Here is a 19026-nt window from a genome sequence, read left to right on the forward strand (position 1 = left end):
ATTAATGCGCATCATTTTGCAGAGTTGCAGCAATGATTGCAATAATTTGTCCAGCCAACCGTGTTTTATGGGTTAAGGGCAGCTCGATTTGCTTGTTTTTTGCAATCAAAGTAACTTGATTGACCTCACTGTCAAATCCAAGTCCTTTACCAACTGCATTAGCCACGATCATATCCAGTTTTTTATGCTGTAATTTTTCAGTGGCATAATGTAAAACATCCGTAGTTTCAGCAGCAAATCCAACCACATAAGAAGCCTTAGCTGAATCAACAACACGACTTAAAATATCGGGATTCTTGATCAACTTAAGTGTCATTTCATCATGATTTTTTTTCTTGATTTTCTCAGACGCCGGTGACTCAGCCCGATAATCTGCAACAGCAGCTGTTCCTATAAATATACCATCTGATGGCAACTCCTGCATGACAGCATTCAGCATTTCTTGTGCAGACTCAACCTGAATCCGTTTAATAGTCGCCGAAGCCTGTAAAGAGCTCGGTCCACTAATCAAAGTAACCTGTGCTCCAGCCATGGCAGCAGCCTCTGCTAAGGCATAGCCCATTTTTCCGGAACTATAATTGCTGATATATCGCACGGGATCTATAGATTCACGAGTAGGTCCCGCAGTAACCAGCACTTTTTTACCCACTAATAACCGATGTACCTCATGTAAGCGTAAAGCGCTAATGATTTGCTCCACTTCACTTACGCGCCCAAAACCCTGTTCTCCACAAGCTTGGGAACCTTCTTCAGGGCCCACAAAAATAACTCCACGTTCCTGTAAAAGCGTACAATTGGCTTGCGTCGCGGGATGAGACCACATGCTGCGATTCATCGCTGGACAAACAATCACGGGAACTTCTGCAACAAGATATAACGTTGAGAGCAAATCATCAGCGATACCTTGTGCTATTTTGGCAAGACAATTGGCAGAAGCAGGTGCAATCACCAAATAATCAGCCCAACGTGCCAATTCAATATGCCCCATAGCACGTTCTGCCTGGGCATCAAATAAATTCGTACGTACATCATTTCCTGATAAAGCTTGCATCAATAAAGGACTAACAAATTCCTGGGCTGATTGGGTCATCACCACTTTAACCTCAGCACCTGCTCGAGTTAACTCTCTAATCAGATAAGCTGATTTATATGCAGCCACCCCACCACAAACTCCAAGAAGTACTTTTTTCCCAATAAAATCTTGCATGGTTCAACGTTTTTGATAAGAATAGCTTCGATCAAAGCATAAACTTCGCAATAAAGGAATAGAAAAATGACGGTTGTCCAATCAACACGGCAGTTAGACCTGCGTGAGAAATTACTTACCCACGGTGCACAAAGTCTTTCAGATCCAGAGTTACTCGCAATTTTTATTAGTTCCGGCAGTAATAAAAAATCCTGTGTCCAATTAGCATTTGACCTCCTCAAACATTTGGGAGATTTACGTGCCATTCTTAACGCAGATAAAGAAAGTTTCAAGCAAATCCATGGTTTGGGAGATGTACGCTATGCCCAATTGCAAGCAGTTAAAGAAATGTGCCGTCGCAGTGATTACATTCAGTTGCAAAAAGAAACTCAAATCACCAACAGCAAACAAACCTATGCTTATTTAAAAAAGCGGATGCGCGATTATAAAAATGAAACGTTTGCTGCTCTGTTTCTTGATAATCAACATCGCATCATTGCTTATGAAGAACTTTTTTCTGGCACAATCAATACGGCCACGATTCATCCCAGACCCATCATCGAACGTGTCTTACAACTTAATGCTGCGGCCCTCATCCTTGCCCACAACCACCCATCAGGTCTAGCCGATGCAAGCCATCAAGATATTGTTGTCACTGAACGCATCCGCGAGGCTCTTGAATTAGTTGATGCCCGCTTATTGGATCATCTAATTATTGGTGACAACGAGGTTTATTCCATCTTTGCCGAAAGCAAATCGATATGTTGTAACTAATACTCAATAAGCCCGCACCCGACGCGCTGCGCTGCGTCGGGTGCTTGACATCATCAACAGTTGTACGTTGATTGAGCTTCTACTTGCTTTTGTCGCTCTGAAAACTCACGCAATTGATCTTTAGAAATTGTAATTACAAATTGATTCGAATTTGAATAATTCGTCTCAAGAATAAAAGTGAATTTTTTATTTTCTTTTATTGGCTTATCCTGTTCAAATGGGGTTATTTTTTCAACAAAGTGATACCCGTCATCCAACACTTTGCCAAAATTATGGGTATGACCAAAACCCACCTCCTCCCCAAGTTCGTGTATGCTTAATTTAGCTAAATATTTTACGGCTCTCTCAAGATCTTGTTCGGTAAGTTCCGTCTGACACATATCAGAAAATTTATCTTTAAACGAACTGCTTTTACCTTGTGTACTGGTCTCCATCGAGGACTGAAAGTGTTGTTGTAAAGATTGGAGTTTAGTGAATAACTCTGTATTGCGTGAGGGGTTGTGAGTAATATTTCTTTTTATAAAACTACTGCTTCGTTCACTTTTTATTGAATCAAGATCTTTCTCTTTAATTACAATGTTGCGAAGGCTGTGAATGTGGGCAATGGGTTTACCCACATGGGCACTCATTGTATCAAGTATTTTACTCAGGGTCAGCGGTTCGCTCGGTTGGAACTTAGCATAATGACGGGCTATTTCTGTGGCGATAAAAAAAGCTTTATCTTTATCTTTTTTTAGACTTCTTTGATTGGCCACCAGTGACTCAATAAATGCTTTATTATATTTATCGATTTCTTCTTGTTTCGGTTTATCCAATTCTATATTAAGCCGATGATCGAGTGCATTGTAAAGATTTGCCTGGTCCTGGAATTTAGTAAGAACTGTGTCCACGACGGGCCGATAAGCTTGTAATAACCCCCCAGCATAGACCCAATCGTCCACTGAATCTTTTTTATTCCAGGTATGTTCATGAATACGCGACATTACCCCATTTTGGGCGTAATAGGTTTTAGCAATTTGATTTATTATATCAATTTGACAGTGCCACTCTTCGGGGACAGGGTAAGAACCAAGCGAAAATGCTTCCGTAAGGGATTGATCACCGGCAACTCCGCACACATCAGATAAACGCATTAAATCAAGTGTTGTATCATGAGTAAAACGATTTCTTTGAAATACTCTAAACTCTCGACCAGGATTTGATTCATTCAAAACAATCTCTTTATGCGGCTTTTCTGAGTCTCCAGTATAAAAAACAAGCTTTCCATAGCCTAGTTCTTTTAATTTCGCTTGAAAGTCTTTTTCTTCAAGCATGGATAATACGACCTGATCCTTCTCATTCTTATCTGAAGCACTTACAAAATAATTTGCATGTTTTCCTTCCTCATTACTTGCTGCAAAGACTGTAGCCGCTCTCTTGTAAGAATAAGGGTGGTTATAATAAGAAAAAGCAAAACTGTTTTTTTTAAGAAATGAAGTGGCATCATCCACCTCATTACCAAACACTTGCTTTTTTAAAAGAGGATCGAGTCCGTTCAGTATTTGGCCGCGAGCTTTCAATTTTGCATCGGGGTTCAGACGCGAGAATTCTTTTAAATGCTGTTCAATTAAAATTCCCGGATAATTCTCTCCCACCCCCACATTTCCACTTAAATTAATTATAGGTGGCTCATAAATTGGCTTTTCATAAAGCCCATATTCACCAATAAATATTTTGGGGCAGGTACTTTTCTTATGATAATGATTCAATGTGTTATTAAAAATTGCAGTTTCAACTGCAAGTTGAGCACTGTCACATAGCTCACGGAGCTTATGAGGGTGGAGCTTATTCGTATTAACCATTTTGATTTGAGGATGCGTCACTTGCTCTAAAAAGTCAGGCTCAATCTCGGTTATTTTTTTTATTGAATCAGTTGTCGCTAAAACATAAATCGGAGCATCTGGATATTTTTTCGTCAGAAATTTAGCTATTTTCATTCCAAGAGAAACATCACCATAACCATTCTGATCAATCATATGTAAGACAATGGGACCTTTAAATTCTGATTTGCTTTTAAAATCAGGTTTAAAAACATCTTCAGCCCGTATCATAATTAATAGCCCACAAAATAAGCACTACTATATGATTAATATTAGACCATCCATGGGTGCAGTGTAGGATTTGATTGTCAAATTGAACGGGAGAATATGAAGAATTAAGCCCTGGTAAAATCAAAAGAAATAATTTTCGAAATTTCAGGTTGTTTTAAGGCCAAAGCCAATAAGCGGTCGACGCCTAAGGCCACTCCGCTACAAGCTGGCAAACCATGCTCTAAAGCCTGCAAAAGATATTGATCCGCGTCCACAGAAGGAAAACCTTTTTTGTTTCTTACTTTTTGGTCTTGAACAAAACGATTAGCTTGGGCAGTAGCGTCGGTTAACTCATGGAAACCATTTGCTAACTCTACTCCTTGATAATACACCTCAAAACGTTCTGCCACACCATGATTAATTTTTGCTAAAGCCGCTTGCGATATTGGAAAATTATATACAGCTACCGGGGCGCATTCTTTACCCAAAAAAGGTTCTACAACATGACTCATTAAGAGAAATAGATACTGATCTCTATCCTCTTCTTGAGGAGATAAGACATTATCCAAATCATAACGCGTTAATATTTCCCTAAATTGTGTAATGGGCGCAGATAACGGATCCACATCACAGGCATCAAGAAAAGCCTGTTGATAGGTTTTTTTGATCATAGGCTTAGATTGCATCACCATTTGCAGGAACGCATCCATCTCGTCCATCAAGGCATGATGATCAATACCCAATCGGTACCACTCTAACAAAGTAAACTCAGGATTATGCCAACGACCTAGCTCATCATCGCGAAACACACGGGCTATTTGAAAAATAGAGCCACTCCCTGCAGCAAGCATTCGCTTCATATGGTATTCAGGAGAGGTTTGTAAACAATAAGATTCACCACGAAAAGTAGCTTTGATGTTACTGAGATAAACATCGGTTGTACCATAGCGCGCCATAATTGGAGTTTCTACTTCCAAGTAATCACGCTCAGTAAAAAAAGAACGTATTCTTGCTAATAATTTCGCCCGTTGACGCAAAAGCTCGATCGGTGCTGAAGGCTGCCACATTAATAAAAAATTCCCAATTCCAGTCGTGCTGCTTCAGTCATTCTCTCTTGAGACCAAGGTGGCTCCCAGACTAATTCTACAGAACAATCGCGAACACCTTCAACTTTATTGACCGCTTGTTCTACTGTTCCTGGAAACGTTTGAGCAACAGGACAACCTGGAGTAGTTAAAGTCATGTGGATTACAACATGGGCCTCTTCATCGATCAAGATATCGTAAATCAAGCCCAGGTCATAAATATTGACTGGAATCTCAGGGTCATAAATCTCCCTAAGCGCATTAATAATGGCTTCTTTCAACAACTCCAAGTCCTGTTTTTTCTTAAAACCAAACATAAAGTACCTACTTATATTTTGGTGACTATAATCTAGGCAGTGCAACACTGTCATAACCTAATGATAATAATCTATCCCACGTCCCGCAGCTTGTCCGCGGGATCCAGACATCTTTCGCTCTCACCAGATCCCGTGGACAAGCCGCGGGACGTAGGATTCAACTCAATTACCAGCATAATGTATGTGAAGCACAATAAAACCCAGTAATAATGTCTTCCTATTCTGTTTTCACCACATTACTGTCTTTATTCAATGCCGCTTCCAAAGTATGCCAAGCCAAGGTGGCACATTTTACCCGCGCCGGATAAGCCTTAACTCCGGCAAGGACGGTCAACTTATCCATATAACGTAACTGACTTTCCTCATTTTGCGTCAACATATGATGAAAGCGATGAAACATTTCATGAGCTTCTTCTATGGTTTTTCCTTTTATTGAGTCCGTCATCAAGGAAGCCGAAGCTTGAGATATAGCACAACCACATCCTAAAAAACTCAATTCAGTAATCAAATCCTTGTCGATTTTAACATAAACGGTTAACTTATCCCCACACAAAGGGTTAAAACCATTCGCTTGCACTGTCGCATCCTTCATTTCATAGTGATGACGTGGATTGCGATTATGATCGATAATGATTTCTTGATAAAGCTCTCGCAACTCAGCACTCATGCGAATACCTCTTTAACTCGATGCAATGCTTGTATGCATGCATCAATTTCTTCTTTAGTATTATAAAATGCCAAAGAAATACGTGAAGTGGCAGCCACATTATAAAAATCCATCAATGGCATAGCACAATGATGGCCACTGCGTATTGCAATTCCTTCACTGTCTAAAATAGTGCCAATATCATGCGCGTGAATTGTTCCATGGACAAAAGCGACCACAGGTACTTTTTGTTTGGCGGTTCCAATGATGTTAAATCCGCTTACAGAGCGAACTCCAGCAGTTGCATATTCCAATAATTCCTGTTCATACGCAATGATTGCGTCCTTATCCAACGACTCTAAATAATCGATTGCAGCACCTAAGCCAATTGCTCCGGCAATATTAGGAGTACCCGCTTCAAACTTATAAGGTAAAGCAGCATATTCTGTGGCGTCAAAGGTAACATAATTAATCATTTCGCCCCCACCTTGATAAGGTGACATGGCTTCCAAAAGTTCTTCTTTGCCCCATAGAATGCCAATACCTGTAGGACCAAATAACTTATGTCCAGAGAACGCGTAAAAATCACACCCTAAATCTTGTACGTCTACTGCAAAATGAGGAGCTGCTTGTGCTCCATCTAATAATACTTCGGCACCAACATCATGGGCCATCTTAATCATTTCTTTAACCGGATTAATTGTACCTAAGGCATTGGAGGCATGAGAAATTGCAACAAACTTGGTATTTTTATTTAATTTTTTAGCAAATTCTTCCAAGAGAATTTCACCATCCAAAGAAATAGGTGCAACTTGCAGCCTGGCACCTGTTTTTTTGCATACCATCTGCCATGGAACAATATTGGAATGATGTTCCATATGTGTAATTAATATTTCTTCATCAGGTAAAATACGAGGTGCAACCAAACTTTGGGCTACCAAATTAATTGCTTCAGTTGTTCCGCGTACATAAATACATTCGCGGGGGGAGTTTGCATTAATAAAGCGCTTCACTTTGGAACGCGCAGCTTCATAGCCCTCAGTTGCTCTGACACTCAAAGTATGTACACCGCGATGCACATTCGAATTATCATGCTCATAATAATGAGAAATAGCCTCAATCACCGCTTTAGGCTTCTGTGCCGTTGCCGCGTTATCAAAATAAATTAAATCAGAATCATTTACTTTTTGATGGAGTATAGGAAAATCTCTACGAATTGCATGAATATCCAAGGCGTCCATTAGCTTACCCCAACTGTTGTGTTAATAAATGCCCCATATAATCCGCCAATTGACGATGGGGAATAAGCCGCAGATTATCGCTAGCAAAAGCATGAATTAAGTAGTGCGATGCTTCAAGTCGATCAATTCCACGAGTCGCCAAATAAAATAATGCTTCCTCATCTAATTGTCCAACTGTTGCACCATGAGAGCACAAAACATCATCAGCAAAAATTTCTAACTGTGGTTTTGTATCAACTTCTGCATTTGCTGAAAGTAATAAATTTTTATTTTGTTGTTTGGCATCCGTGTGTTGTGCATTTTTGGCAACAACGACCTTACCATTAAATACTGCACGCGAACGTCCAGTGAGAATCCCTTTATAATCCTGTTCACTACTACAGTTAGGAACCAAATGGTGCACTGTTGTATGATGATCCACATGCTGCCCTTCAGCAGGAGCATAAATCCCATTCATTAAAGAATGAGTTTTTTCTTCTTGCAGATACAAACTGATGTCCGAACGGACCAATTGTCCACCAAGACTTAAGGAATGATTGGCAAACTCGCTACCTGCCAATTGCTTCACCGACAGATGACCTAAATGAAAAGCCGATTTACTCTCCCTTTGAATCGTACAATGTGTTAATTTGGCATCAGCACCGACTACAATTTCAGTTACTTTATTAGTCAGATAACAACAATCAGCCAAACCCTGATAGTCTTCAATTATTGTAGCCTGAGTGTTTGCTTCAGCAATAATTAGATGTCGTAAATAAACTGCCTGATTCGTTTGAGTTTGTATATGTGTTAAAGCGATAGGCTCTTCAATCACAACCCCGGCAGGGATGTAAATCAATAGACCACAATGAATCATAGCCGTATTTAAATAATGAAAACCATGCTCTTGCTTTAAAATGGTTCCCAAATAAGGTTGCAGCAATTCCGAATGGTTCACTAATGCCTCAGCCAAAGGAAGGACTAACACTCCTTTAGGTAAAATTTTGGTAAGTTGTTCTATGCCCAAAATGAGTCCATTTTGGATTGATACATGTTGATTTACTGGTAGATCAGAATTTATTTTTCCATCCTGGGCTACAACCACAGACTCTTGAGGACTATTTCCAGTGCCAGAACGCATAAACGGTTGGTTCAATAAGGCATCAACACTGGTATATTTCCAGTCTTCATCATGACGCGTTGGAAAGCCGTGTCGGTTCAAATCCCTTAATGCTTTAGTCTGCAATTGGGCAAGCCAAGGTAAGGTAGATAAACTGGCTTTTGCTCGTTGTTGGTAAAAATCCAAAATCTCGCTCATATCGTTACACCGTTTCCTCAAGCCAGCTATACCCTTTTTTCTCTAATTCAAGTGCCAATGATTTATCACCAGACATAATGATACGACCATTAACCAGTACATGGATAAAATCGGGCTCAATGTAATCCAGCAAACGCTGATAATGCGTGACTAAAATAATCGAACGCTCAGGCGACCGCATGGCGTTAACCCCTTGAGAAATAATACGCAATGCATCGATATCCAAGCCTGAATCTGTTTCATCAAGAATAGACAGCTTGGGCTCTAAAGCAGCCATTTGTAAAATTTCATTCCGTTTTTTCTCGCCCCCAGAAAATCCTTCGTTGATGCTGCGATACAAAAAGCTTTCATCCATTTCCAGTAACTGGCATTTCTCGCGAATGAATGAGAGAAACTCAATAGCATCAAGGGTATTTTTTCCCTGACCTTTACGTACTGCATTAACCGAGGCTTTGAGAAAATTAACATTAGTTACCCCAGGGATCTCCACTGGATATTGAAAGGACATAAAAACACCAGCTCGTGCTCTTTCTTCGGGAGATAAAGGCGTCAAATCCTGCCCTAAATAATTTATTTCTCCACCAGTCACTTGATACGATGGATGACCAGCTAATACTTTAGACAGGGTACTTTTACCAGAACCATTAGGCCCCATGATGGCGTGAATTTCACCAGGATTCACCTGAAGATCTATGCCCTTTAAAATGGATTGGCCATTTACCTCAACATTTAAGTCTTTGATTTTTAACATATTAACCCACTGCCCCTTCTAAACTTAGACCTAGCAATTTAGTCGCTTCCACCGCAAATTCCATAGGCAACTCTTTTAATACCTGCTTACAAAAACCATTTACAATCATCGAAACAGCGTCTTCGGTATCGATTCCTCGTTGTTGACAATAAAACAGTTGCTCTTCACTAATCTTTGAAGTAGTTGCTTCATGTTCTACCTGTGCCGTAGGGTTTTTAACTTCAATATAAGGAAAAGTATGCGCAGAGCATTCAGACCCCATCAGCATAGAGTCACACTGAGTATAATTACGCGCATTAGTCGCTGTCGGTGCAATACGAACCAAACCACGATATGCATTATGTGCACGCCCCGCACTGATTCCTTTGGAAATAATGGTTGAACGCGTGTTTTTGCCAATATGGATCATTTTAGTGCCCGTATCGGCTTGTTGGTAATTATTGGTTAACGCAACTGAATAAAATTCCCCAACAGAATCATCCCCTTGTAAAATAACGCTGGGATATTTCCAGGTAATTGCTGAACCGGTTTCAATTTGTGTCCAGGAAATTTTAGAGCGCTTGCCGCGGCATGCCCCTCGTTTGGTCACAAAATTATAAATTCCACCTTTTCCTTCCTTATCACCTGGATACCAGTTTTGGACTGTGGAATATTTAATTTGTGCTCCATCCAAAGCAACTAACTCCACCACCGCTGCGTGTAATTGATTCTCATCACGCATAGGTGCTGTACACCCTTCTAGGTATGAAACATAACTGTCTACATCGGCAACGATTAAGGTACGCTCAAATTGTCCTGTAGATGCTGCATTAATCCTGAAATAAGTGGATAATTCCATGGGACAACGCACCCCTTTGGGGACATAAACAAAAGAGCCATCACTAAAAACAGCCGAATTCAAAGCAGCATAAAAATTATCACGGTAAGGTACTACTGAACCTAAATATTGCATAAGCAATTCGGGGTATTTGTGTACGGCTTCAGAGATAGGACAAAAAATAACACCTTTTTCGGCTAATTTTTCTTTGAACGTAGTCGCCACAGAAACACTATCAAATACTGCATCGACAGCTACACCCGCCAACATCTCTTGTTCTCTTAAAGGAATACCTAATTTCTCATAGGTTCTTAGTAATTCGGGATCAACCTCATCCAGACTTTTAGGAGCATCTTTTTTCTGTTTAGGTGCTGAATAATAAGAAATAGCTTGGTAATCCACCGGCGGGTAGTGCACACTGGACCATTGAGGGGTCGACATGGTTAACCAATGCTTGTAAGCCTTTAAACGCCATTCCAGCAAAAATTCAGGCTCGCCTTTAATTGCTGATAAACGTCGAATAACTTCTTCATCCAAGCCAGGCTCAAAAGTATCTACTTCAATGTCGGTGGTAAACCCATGTTGGTATTCTCTATCGAGCAGAGAATTAATTTGCTCACTGCTTTTAGCCACGATTAACTCCACTTGCCAATTGTCGAACTCGTTCCACATCGTATGCTTGCAAGGTGGGTTTCGCCAAAGTGGCCAAACTCACACTATCCAAGGCTGTTTCAATTGCTTGGCTTATTAAGCGCCAATTGCCCTGAATGGTACAAACACCTTGTAATGAACAATCATTAGGTTGCAAACTGCATTCTGTGAAACCGCGATGTTCTTCCAATGCAAAAATTATTTGCGACACAGAAATCTCAGTTGCAGGTCGTCGCAATCGATAACCTCCAGCCACTCCACGTACTGAAGTTAACAAACCTGCACTGGTTAAACGTTTTAAAATTTTACTTACCGTAGGTACAGTTAGATGAGTATGTAATGCGATATCACGAGCATTACACAATCCTTGCGCGTGCTTTGCGAGATAAACCATCACTACTGTTCCATAATCGGCCAACTTGCTGATGCGCAGCATAACACCTCAAACTCGAATAATCTAGTACTAAATAAGTCTTAATTAGAAACAAAAACTCACTTATTTTATTTTCTATCCATATTATAAATATAGTACCAAAATAGTTCTATATCTGGCAAACAAGAATAGTACCTTATTGTTAAGGAATGATGCAAATAAAATATGCAAAAGATAACTTATTAGAGTTGCTTTAGTTTTCCGCTGTTCATTAGCTACATCTTTGTAAATATCATTAACGAAAAAAATTTGTTCCCAACTATACTCATACTATATAGATCCACAAACCAGAGTAATTTCCCATGCATACTTATCAATTATATATGGCGGATGATCTCAATAGCGCAATAACAGAACTACGTGCACAGCTCACAACCCTAAGTACTCAAGTTAAAGAATCTGATGTACATCTATCTAAATATTTTGACGTACCTAAAATAAGCACTGCGCTACACTCAATTTTAGATAAAAACTTTGGCCAAGACACGTTAGAAGAACTAGAACGTCTTACTGCGGCTTTAATTCAAGTGAAAGAGATTGCCGATTTAGGAAAGGAACAATCAGAACCTGTAGCCCAGATGATTAAAACACGTCCCTCTCTAATTCATGCGTTAAATTTAATAAATCAGTTATCTGATGTAATGAAAGAAACAGACCGTCTACTTAATTTGGAGCTTATTGCTAATTCAGATAAAAAGAGCCCTCCAGGAACCATTTTCGCATTTAGCGATCAAAGCATACGATATTCATTAGATACTCATTCTTTTGATTTATACCGAGAATTTAATGCTTAAAGATTTAGCCCCTGGCAGCACAATTCATCCTGACCACTACCAAAAACATCCAGATATCAATCAAACCGTAGTAGAATTAATTGAGCGATTACAAAGAGAATATGGAACGGGCGATCCCAAGGTTGCCGAAACTTTTTTTCAGAAATGTGATTTATTAATCCCTTGCTCCCTCAAAGATGTGGAACATCTCATTAGCAAAAAGGAAGTAATGACCTCAGGCCAAAAAAATGATCCTAAATGGGATATAGAAAAAGTTGTTTTTGATATTGAACTGGAAAAAGAGTACGGCACCGTAGATACGGTAAAAAAAATTAGACATATTTCTGGTCTTCTGCATGTTCCTAATAAACCCGTTGAAATATCTAGACACAGTCAATACTCCCAAGCGTTCCAGGAATGCGGCATCGTTCTAAAGCTGAATCAGGACATGCAAGACCGGTCAACATGGCTGCCGTTTGATACCAACGAGATTTTCAGAGAAACAGATACTCATCGTCTCGGTTATTTTCATGCTTTTGATACGTGTCCAACCCCAACATTCTTGAACCAAAAAAATAACATTAACATTCAGATTTTTGGTGGTGTAAGTAGCCAAGATATTTCAGAAATATGGGTGCCAAAAACGATTGATAAAACCTTATTAGCCCAACTTAAAACCTTACAAATTCCAATTTATCAATATTCTTTATCAATCAAATCACACGATGACTCCTTTTTTAGTAAGGGATCATTTGCTCCCGAGTTCAAAAAAAGGCAATTGATTTATCATCCCACCACCAAGCCTAATGAGGGACTGTGTCCGATCTCCTAGGAAACATAACCAATAAAGGTATAAATGGATACGTACTTCTAAAGATAATCCAGCAAACAGTATTCTAAAGAAGAATACTACGATCTGTAGATTGATTTTAATCAAACAGAATATAGAATGAACTCATTTTAAATAAACAAGGAGTAATTTCATGGGTATGTGTGGCAATCCACTCAATATAGGGTCAGCCTTCGGTTTATTTGCAAGTGGCTATAATTTTTTAACAGATAAAAGAACGTCACGAGTTGTAAACACGCTCTCTTTGATAGGTGCAGCCTATAGTTTTTATACTAACTATAACAAATATAATGAATTCGTCGGAACCTATGCGTTAGATACTCTAGTCCATGGACTAAATCTCCTCTTGATGGACGCAAAAAATCCTCATGTCATTAAAGTATTAGAATATTTAAACGATAGTCAAATTGTCACTAACTTCGGGGCTATTAGTGGTTTTGTGAGTAAAGGCAATCTCTCTAGCGAGCTCGTACTTAAAGCGCAATTAGCCGGAGATGCGTTTACTCATCTAGTAAACCATTTAACCTTGGCTAAAAATGAGGCAGAAGCTAACACTACCGCAGCAGAACCATATAAACTCAAATAACTAAACGTACCCGTTTGCTTGCGAACGGGTATTTAAAGAACATCCATCATTTAGCTTTTACTTAATTTAAAAAGCAAGTAACACAGGTTCCAGGGGCATGATATCCAAATCCTCTAAATCATAAAGCTTGACTCACTTGAACTATGCGAGTTATATAACGTATCATCTCTCTTTTACTTTAGAGTGTTTGCAAAACGATTTCATGCTTGAATCAAGACCTATTAGGAGCAAGACCATGACAGTTGCGCATTATCCAGCCTCACTGGTCAGCAGCCACCTCGTTAATTCGGGAACGATGCTTGTCCCGCAAGGTTACTATCGCTCTAAATTATTCATTGCTCCCTTTTCTACCAATTCTTTAGTTGCAGCAGCAGGCCCTCTTTTATCCTTACTGGAGCGACTCTGTCTTAGTCCCTCTTTGCCTGCTATTGAGAATATCAGAGACAATATCGAGCATGAATTACTCGCTTTTCAAAGTAAAATGGATGCTTCTAAATATCCAGCAGACTTTGCAGCGATCGCTTATTATTTAATGGCTGCAACAATAGATGAAATCATTGGTAAAAATTACATGCGTGTATACCAAATTACCGCTGAATTTAAGGCATTCACTCCACTCACTAATGATAATGCCCAACCACAACAGCGTTTTTTTGAAATCCTTAATTACATTAAAGAACGACCCACTCAATATCTTGATCTGATAGAGCTCGTTTATTTTTTTCTGATTATTGGTTTTGAGGGCCATTACCATCTCAAGGCGGATGGACGGCAGGTATTGGATAATTATATTGAAGATCTCTATCAAATAATTCAGCAAAATCGGTTTAATCAACCGCGCCGCTTATTTAATGAAAACCCTATTCCCAAAATTGTTAAAAAGAATTACAAAGCAGTCATCATTACCTTGGTTACTGCGGTTACTGTGGTAACACTTGCTTTTTTGACCAGCCAATATTTATTGGAAAATAAGGCGAAAACCGTTTTATTTGGACACACCCAACTTGCTCTTCTGGATAGCTAATGGACAATTCTTTACGCGCATTATGTGATGCTATAAAAAAAATACTTTCACAGCTAAAGCCACAAAGCAATCAGCTATCCTTTATAGTGATTACAGGTAGAAATGCTCAAGGAAAATCGGCAGTCTTAAAACAAAGCAATATGGAAGAAATACCCGTTTTTAGCGAGCAACATGCAAAGATTTATTTTAATCAGAAAGGTATTATTATTGAGCTTGGTGAAAATTGGCTCACTAACAGCAAAACATTATTGCTGACGACGTTAAAACAATTAAATCGATGCAACGCTTATCTAAAAATTACCGGACTGGTTTTATGTATTGATGTAAACGACTTACTCATTGCCGATCCAGGACAGTTTGCCGAACAGAAAAAAGCCCATCTACAATTATTGGAACGATTTGGAACAAATCTGGGCTATCCTGTCAATCTGGCACTGATGTTTACCAAAATGGATACTCTCGCTGGTTTTACCGAATTTTATCAATCAGAACATGCGAGTGATTTATCAAAACCTTTAGGGTTTTCGCTCGATTGCAGAAATGAATTAAAGAAAAAAATAGAAGCCTATTCATTACAATTCAACCAGCTCACAGAACAGATCGGCCAACAAGTAATTCATAAAATGCATCCTGCCCGCTCGACTATGCGACGCAGTTTAATTCGGGAATTTCCACTACAGGTCGCAAGTCTTCGTTCCTCTATTCAAGCATTAATTCAAGGAATTTCTCCCCGGCTCTTTAATTTACATTCCATTTATTTTAGTAGTGCGGAGCAAGGTGGAGTGAGCATTGATCGCTTGAATAAGAAAATTCAACATGAATATGCCTTGATGGTACAAGATACGTTTCCGCAAGCGACCAATTTCAGAGCTTATTTTGTTGAAGGTGCATTAAGCACGATTCAGGAACATTGCAGCCAAATTCCACAAGTTAGAAAATTTTCACAAAAACCCATTATTGCGATAACAGCAAGTATTGCTGGAATTAGTTTACTGATTTTAAGCTACAACCATTATAAAACTGCTCATTTACTCGATGAAACAAGCAAAGAATTACTGGCTTACGATGTTCTCAACAGTCAAAAAAATAAAGAAAAGCAGGCCCTTTATCATTTATCAAATGCGGCCAAAACAATGAGCCATATTCCCAGTAATTCCTTATCACTACCAACAGTACATCAATTAAAATATAATTTGCACCATAATGCTGAAAATCGTCTCCAAGGTGAGTTTTTACCCTCATTGACCAGTGAGTTGGAAGATGTAATCAATAATCCAGGAAATACTCCTATTGTTCGCTATAACGCATTGAAAATTTATCTAATGTTAAGCCAACCAGAACATTTCTCGTCGATGCAAGTACAAGATTGGTTCACGAGTCAATGGAAAAACCAACCTGAAAGTGCTTTAAAAAAACAACTGGCACTATTAAAACTTTTATTAAGTAAGCCACCCAAAAATATAATTGTAAAACAGCAGGTAATTACTGATGCAAGAAATTATTTAAATGCATTACCCACCAGTTACCTTTATTATTCCATTGCCAAAGAATTTTTCCCTAATTCAAAACAAAAAATTGCCATTGATGGTTTTGTACTGGCAACTAATGAATTGCCAAGTTACTTTACCAGAGCAGGTTTTAACGAAATCATGCAAAAGATTCCTGACATTAGCTATAGCCTACAAAAGGAAAACTGGGTACTTGGACGCAATGACTTAAATCAATTACAAGAAATGATCACTCAGGCTTATTGTTTTGATTACGTGACCTGGTGGCAAACCTTTATGCGTAAATCACAGCCCTTGCATTACCAAGATTATCAAACTGGACGGCAAGTAGTTAAAAATCTAGAGCAATCTCATTCATTGAGTAAGATAACTGCTCTAATTCAACAAGAAACCAAAGCGGACTTGACCAATAGTTCATCACCTTTTAATCATGCGATAGCCAATCAATTTACTGATTTAAATTTAATGAGTCATTCCAGTACTAAAGAACTCAGCCAAAAAATCGTTGATTTGGAGCGCTTTATTTCAACCTTGTCCATGATAAATGATGGCGGCAGAACCGCATTTAATATCACAAAAACCCGCTTTTCCAGTGAAAGTGCTTCTGATCCAGTAAGCCTGCTTTATAATCAAGCGCGACAATTACCTGAACCTTTAAGTACATGGACCAAACAATTAGCAAGTGACGCATGGGGTATTCTGATCAAAGACAGTCGTGAGTATATTAACCAACAGTGGCAAGAAACTGTTTACAGAGAATTCCAAAGTACTATTGCCAGACGCTATCCTTTTGACTCGTCACAACATGAAGAAATTACGATTAATGACTTTAATCATTTCTTTTCAACTCGTGGGGCTTTAAACACCTTTACTGAAAACTATGTTAAACCATTCCTGGATATTTCCAGCGCAGAATGGAAGCCTAAAGCAGTAAATGACTCCGTATTACCTATTGCATCAGAGACATTAGATGCGCTCATACGTGCGAATATTATTACCAATATGTTTTTCCCAGATCATGGTGATGAGAGCAAAATTGATTTTAGTCTACAAAAAATTAGCCTGGATCCTGTAGTTGCTAATCTAGAACTTGAGATTGGCAGCACCAAATTAACCGATAATCAAAGTACTGAGTCAGTTATTCGTTTTACCTGGCCACAATCTCATGCCAAACTCGCCCTTGATTCAATTGAAGGCAATCATTATGAATTGGCAGAGCAAGGAACTTGGGCTTTATTTAAACTACTTGAGAAAGTGAATGTACTGATTGATGAACAAGACAGTTCTAGCTTACAAATTCTCTTTGAAATAAACAGCAATTCAGGTCGTTACCTCTTAAAAACAAACAATCAAGTAAATCCTTTCACACCAGGAATTTTGAACGGATTTACATTAAAGGAATCTATAGTTTAGCCCTAAAAGAAAGAGTTTTCTCAGCAACTAATGCCGGGGCTGACTAACTTTATTGAGAATTGTCTTTAAAAACTCGTGCCTCATGAATCAACGCGGTCATATCAGCAACATCGGAGTCTTTATCCCATTTAGGATACATTCTCAGATATTCGTCTAAAAGATCAAGTCCTATATTGCCACAAACATAGTTTTTAATCGCATTTAACACCGATATTTTGTCTGAATATTGCTGCATTCTCGGATACATTTCCTTTTGTTGCTTACAATATGCAATTCCCTCTTCAATACGACTCAATAGATCCTGTAATTGAATCAATATTCTTTCCGACTGCTCCGTATGGTGTAGGGCTTTTGGAAAAAAATGGTTAACATTAGCCCCCGAAGCTCCTTTTTGATATTCAGACATAACCTACTCCTTGTGTATTTAACACATAAAGTAATGGTCATATTAAATTTTATTGATTCAATCCATTATGTGTTACGTTATTTTAAAATCCTTCCAGTTTTTTAATTATAGTGCAAAATTAAACCACAAACAGGCAGTTTCATTCGAATTCATATATACTATTGTCTCTATTTAAAAAGAAAGGTCTGATACTATGCGTACGCTTGTTTCCTATTTACTTATTGCATTACTAAGCTTTGGACTATTGGTCAACGAAGCCTCAGCAAAACGTTTTGGTGCTGGCAGAAGTTTTGGCATACAACGTTCACAAAGTGCTCTGTTTTCACCCAACAAGGTACAGAAATCTAGTGTTTTTGGTCAAAGCACAAAAAATACCAGCCGATGGGGAGGATTACTCAGTGGTCTGCTAATTGGTGGCTTGCTTACCAGTTTATTTATGGGACATGGCTTTGCTAATGGGATCTTGACATGGTTGATTTTGGGTGCAGTTCTCTTCTTTATTGTTGGCTTTTTCCGCAAAAGAATGCAACCTGAATTTCAAGCAAATCAAGGACAAACCCGTTCTTTTAACCAAAGTCCTTTTAATAATTTTACTCAATCATTCAATAACAGTTCAGGGAATAATGCTGCGAGCAATGCTACTGAATATCCTATAGGTTTTGTACCTGAAACCTTTTTACGTGAAGCCAAAGTGACATTTAACCGCTTACAAGCTGCTTATGACCAAAAAAATCTTCAAGATTTAAGTGAGTTCACGGCACCAGAGGTATTTGCAGAAATCAAGATGCAATTAGATGAACGGGGAAATGCGGCAAATAAAACAGATGTAATCACCTTAGATGCTGAGTTACTTGATGTTTCAAGACAATCAAATTCGCTCATCGCAAGCGTTCGCTTTACCGGTTCAGTTAAAGAAGATAATGATCCTATAAGTCAACTTGACGAAATTTGGCATTTCCGTCAATTCGCTAATAGTACGCAATGGGTTGTCGGCGGTATTCAGCAAGAAGTATTTCAACCTTAATGTAGTTAACCTCAATGGCACTAAGTTAATTTTATTCCCCTAGAGCCTACGTTCCGCGACTTGTTCGCGGACACCAAGGAATAAAAGCTTCGTAGTTGGCTCCTGCGAACAAGTCGCGGGACGTAGGCAAAGAGGAAATATAGAAAAGTATTCTTAACTTACTGCCATTATAGTT

Annotated in this window: 18 protein-coding genes; 7 read left to right on the plus strand and 11 right to left on the minus strand. The window is 38.8% G+C overall.

The features are described 5' to 3' along the window. Position 1 precedes the first annotated feature (1 nt). Entirely contained in the window at positions 2-1207 is a 1206-nt protein-coding gene (gene coaBC / locus ACWTEW_RS35400) for a bifunctional phosphopantothenoylcysteine decarboxylase/phosphopantothenate--cysteine ligase CoaBC (protein WP_454782678.1), read from the minus strand. A 66-nt stretch (positions 1208-1273) separates the two neighbouring features. Between coaBC and radC the strand changes: the two genes are divergently transcribed. Beyond that, positions 1274-1960 (plus strand): RadC family protein, encoded by a 687-nt coding sequence (radC, locus tag ACWTEW_RS35405; RefSeq protein WP_454782679.1) that lies wholly within the window; start codon positions 1274-1276, stop codon positions 1958-1960. A gap of 53 nt (positions 1961-2013) precedes the next feature. On the opposite strand, the gene ACWTEW_RS35410 is transcribed toward radC, so the two are convergent. The 9 genes from ACWTEW_RS35410 to ACWTEW_RS35450 all read right to left on the minus strand — a co-directional run bounded on the left by ACWTEW_RS35410 (position 2014) and on the right by ACWTEW_RS35450 (position 11270). Next, entirely contained in the window at positions 2014-4050 is a 2037-nt protein-coding gene (locus ACWTEW_RS35410; protein WP_454782680.1) for a hypothetical protein, read from the minus strand. Positions 4051-4154: 104 nt separating this feature from the next. Continuing rightward, entirely contained in the window at positions 4155-5096 is a 942-nt protein-coding gene (gene epmA / locus ACWTEW_RS35415) for an elongation factor P--(R)-beta-lysine ligase (protein WP_454782681.1), read from the minus strand. Further along, positions 5096-5431: an SUF system Fe-S cluster assembly protein gene (locus ACWTEW_RS35420; protein ID WP_454782682.1), complete on the minus strand. Its 336-nt coding sequence runs from the start codon at positions 5429-5431 to the stop codon at positions 5096-5098. The genes epmA and ACWTEW_RS35420 overlap by 1 nt, the downstream gene beginning before the upstream one ends. Positions 5432-5648: 217 nt before the next feature. After that, positions 5649-6098, minus strand: coding sequence for a Fe-S cluster assembly sulfur transfer protein SufU (gene sufU / locus ACWTEW_RS35425; protein WP_454782683.1), 450 nt, complete (start codon positions 6096-6098; stop codon positions 5649-5651). Continuing rightward, the gene (locus ACWTEW_RS35430; RefSeq protein ID WP_454782684.1) at positions 6095-7318 is read right to left on the minus strand and encodes a SufS family cysteine desulfurase; all 1224 of its coding nucleotides are present in this window, start codon (positions 7316-7318) and stop codon (positions 6095-6097) included. Before ACWTEW_RS35430 ends, sufU begins: the two co-directional genes overlap by 4 nt. Before the next feature lie 4 nt (positions 7319-7322). Continuing rightward, positions 7323-8615 (minus strand): Fe-S cluster assembly protein SufD, encoded by a 1293-nt coding sequence (gene sufD, locus ACWTEW_RS35435; protein ID WP_454782685.1) that lies wholly within the window; start codon positions 8613-8615, stop codon positions 7323-7325. Positions 8616-8619: 4 nt separating this feature from the next. Then, on the minus strand, positions 8620-9366 hold the full coding sequence (gene sufC, locus ACWTEW_RS35440; protein WP_454782686.1) for a Fe-S cluster assembly ATPase SufC: 747 nt from the start codon (positions 9364-9366) through the stop codon (positions 8620-8622). Position 9367: 1 nt separating this feature from the next. Then, the gene (gene sufB, locus ACWTEW_RS35445) at positions 9368-10816 is read right to left on the minus strand and encodes a Fe-S cluster assembly protein SufB (RefSeq protein ID WP_454782687.1); all 1449 of its coding nucleotides are present in this window, start codon (positions 10814-10816) and stop codon (positions 9368-9370) included. Further along, entirely contained in the window at positions 10809-11270 is a 462-nt protein-coding gene (locus ACWTEW_RS35450; RefSeq protein WP_454782688.1) for an SUF system Fe-S cluster assembly regulator, read from the minus strand. Before ACWTEW_RS35450 ends, sufB begins: the two co-directional genes overlap by 8 nt. Before the next feature lie 299 nt (positions 11271-11569). On the opposite strand from ACWTEW_RS35450, the gene ACWTEW_RS35455 reads away from it, so the two are divergent. From ACWTEW_RS35455 to icmF, 5 genes are all read left to right on the plus strand, one after another. After that, positions 11570-12061: a hypothetical protein gene (locus ACWTEW_RS35455; protein WP_454782689.1), complete on the plus strand. Its 492-nt coding sequence runs from the start codon at positions 11570-11572 to the stop codon at positions 12059-12061. Further along, positions 12054-12872 carry a hypothetical protein gene (locus ACWTEW_RS35460; RefSeq protein WP_454782690.1) on the plus strand — a complete coding sequence of 273 codons (819 nt, stop codon included), beginning with the start codon at positions 12054-12056 and terminating at the stop codon, positions 12870-12872. The genes ACWTEW_RS35455 and ACWTEW_RS35460 overlap by 8 nt, the downstream gene beginning before the upstream one ends. A 151-nt stretch (positions 12873-13023) precedes the next feature. Next, complete coding sequence (locus tag ACWTEW_RS35465) at positions 13024-13476, plus strand: hypothetical protein (protein WP_454782691.1); 453 nt, start codon at positions 13024-13026, stop codon at positions 13474-13476. Between the two features lie 235 nt (positions 13477-13711). After that, the gene (gene icmH / locus ACWTEW_RS35470) at positions 13712-14500 is read left to right on the plus strand and encodes a type IVB secretion system protein IcmH/DotU (protein ID WP_454782692.1); all 789 of its coding nucleotides are present in this window, start codon (positions 13712-13714) and stop codon (positions 14498-14500) included. Further along, the gene (icmF, locus tag ACWTEW_RS35475; protein WP_454782693.1) at positions 14500-17421 is read left to right on the plus strand and encodes a type IVB secretion system protein IcmF; all 2922 of its coding nucleotides are present in this window, start codon (positions 14500-14502) and stop codon (positions 17419-17421) included. Before icmH ends, icmF begins: the two co-directional genes overlap by 1 nt. Before the next feature lie 49 nt (positions 17422-17470). Here icmF and ACWTEW_RS35480 read toward each other — a convergent pair whose 3' ends face one another. Further along, complete coding sequence (locus ACWTEW_RS35480; protein ID WP_454782694.1) at positions 17471-17827, minus strand: hypothetical protein; 357 nt, start codon at positions 17825-17827, stop codon at positions 17471-17473. A 193-nt stretch (positions 17828-18020) separates the two neighbouring features. Between ACWTEW_RS35480 and ACWTEW_RS35485 the strand changes: the two genes are divergently transcribed. Then, a complete protein-coding gene (locus ACWTEW_RS35485) occupies positions 18021-18851 on the plus strand; it encodes a Tim44 domain-containing protein (RefSeq protein WP_454782695.1) in 831 nt (276 codons plus the stop codon). Positions 18852-19026 lie beyond the last annotated feature (175 nt).

The organism is Legionella stuttgartensis (assembly GCF_977063405.2).

Coding starts and splice junctions, on each gene's coding strand:
- ACWTEW_RS35420 (WP_454782682.1), bottom strand. CDS start 5,431: ATGTTTGGTTTTAAGAAAAAACAGGACTTGGAGTTGTTGAAAGAAGCC.
- icmH (WP_454782692.1), top strand. CDS start 13,712: ATGACAGTTGCGCATTATCCAGCCTCACTGGTCAGCAGCCACCTCGTT.
- ACWTEW_RS35410 (WP_454782680.1), bottom strand. CDS start 4,050: ATGATACGGGCTGAAGATGTTTTTAAACCTGATTTTAAAAGCAAATCA.
- ACWTEW_RS35430 (WP_454782684.1), bottom strand. CDS start 7,318: ATGGACGCCTTGGATATTCATGCAATTCGTAGAGATTTTCCTATACTC.
- sufD (WP_454782685.1), bottom strand. CDS start 8,615: ATGAGCGAGATTTTGGATTTTTACCAACAACGAGCAAAAGCCAGTTTA.
- ACWTEW_RS35465 (WP_454782691.1), top strand. CDS start 13,024: ATGGGTATGTGTGGCAATCCACTCAATATAGGGTCAGCCTTCGGTTTA.
- sufU (WP_454782683.1), bottom strand. CDS start 6,098: ATGAGTGCTGAGTTGCGAGAGCTTTATCAAGAAATCATTATCGATCAT.
- ACWTEW_RS35460 (WP_454782690.1), top strand. CDS start 12,054: ATGCTTAAAGATTTAGCCCCTGGCAGCACAATTCATCCTGACCACTAC.
- sufC (WP_454782686.1), bottom strand. CDS start 9,366: ATGTTAAAAATCAAAGACTTAAATGTTGAGGTAAATGGCCAATCCATT.
- ACWTEW_RS35450 (WP_454782688.1), bottom strand. CDS start 11,270: ATGCTGCGCATCAGCAAGTTGGCCGATTATGGAACAGTAGTGATGGTT.
- epmA (WP_454782681.1), bottom strand. CDS start 5,096: ATGTGGCAGCCTTCAGCACCGATCGAGCTTTTGCGTCAACGGGCGAAA.
- ACWTEW_RS35480 (WP_454782694.1), bottom strand. CDS start 17,827: ATGTCTGAATATCAAAAAGGAGCTTCGGGGGCTAATGTTAACCATTTT.
- ACWTEW_RS35485 (WP_454782695.1), top strand. CDS start 18,021: ATGCGTACGCTTGTTTCCTATTTACTTATTGCATTACTAAGCTTTGGA.
- ACWTEW_RS35455 (WP_454782689.1), top strand. CDS start 11,570: ATGCATACTTATCAATTATATATGGCGGATGATCTCAATAGCGCAATA.
- radC (WP_454782679.1), top strand. CDS start 1,274: ATGACGGTTGTCCAATCAACACGGCAGTTAGACCTGCGTGAGAAATTA.
- icmF (WP_454782693.1), top strand. CDS start 14,500: ATGGACAATTCTTTACGCGCATTATGTGATGCTATAAAAAAAATACTT.
- coaBC (WP_454782678.1), bottom strand. CDS start 1,207: ATGCAAGATTTTATTGGGAAAAAAGTACTTCTTGGAGTTTGTGGTGGG.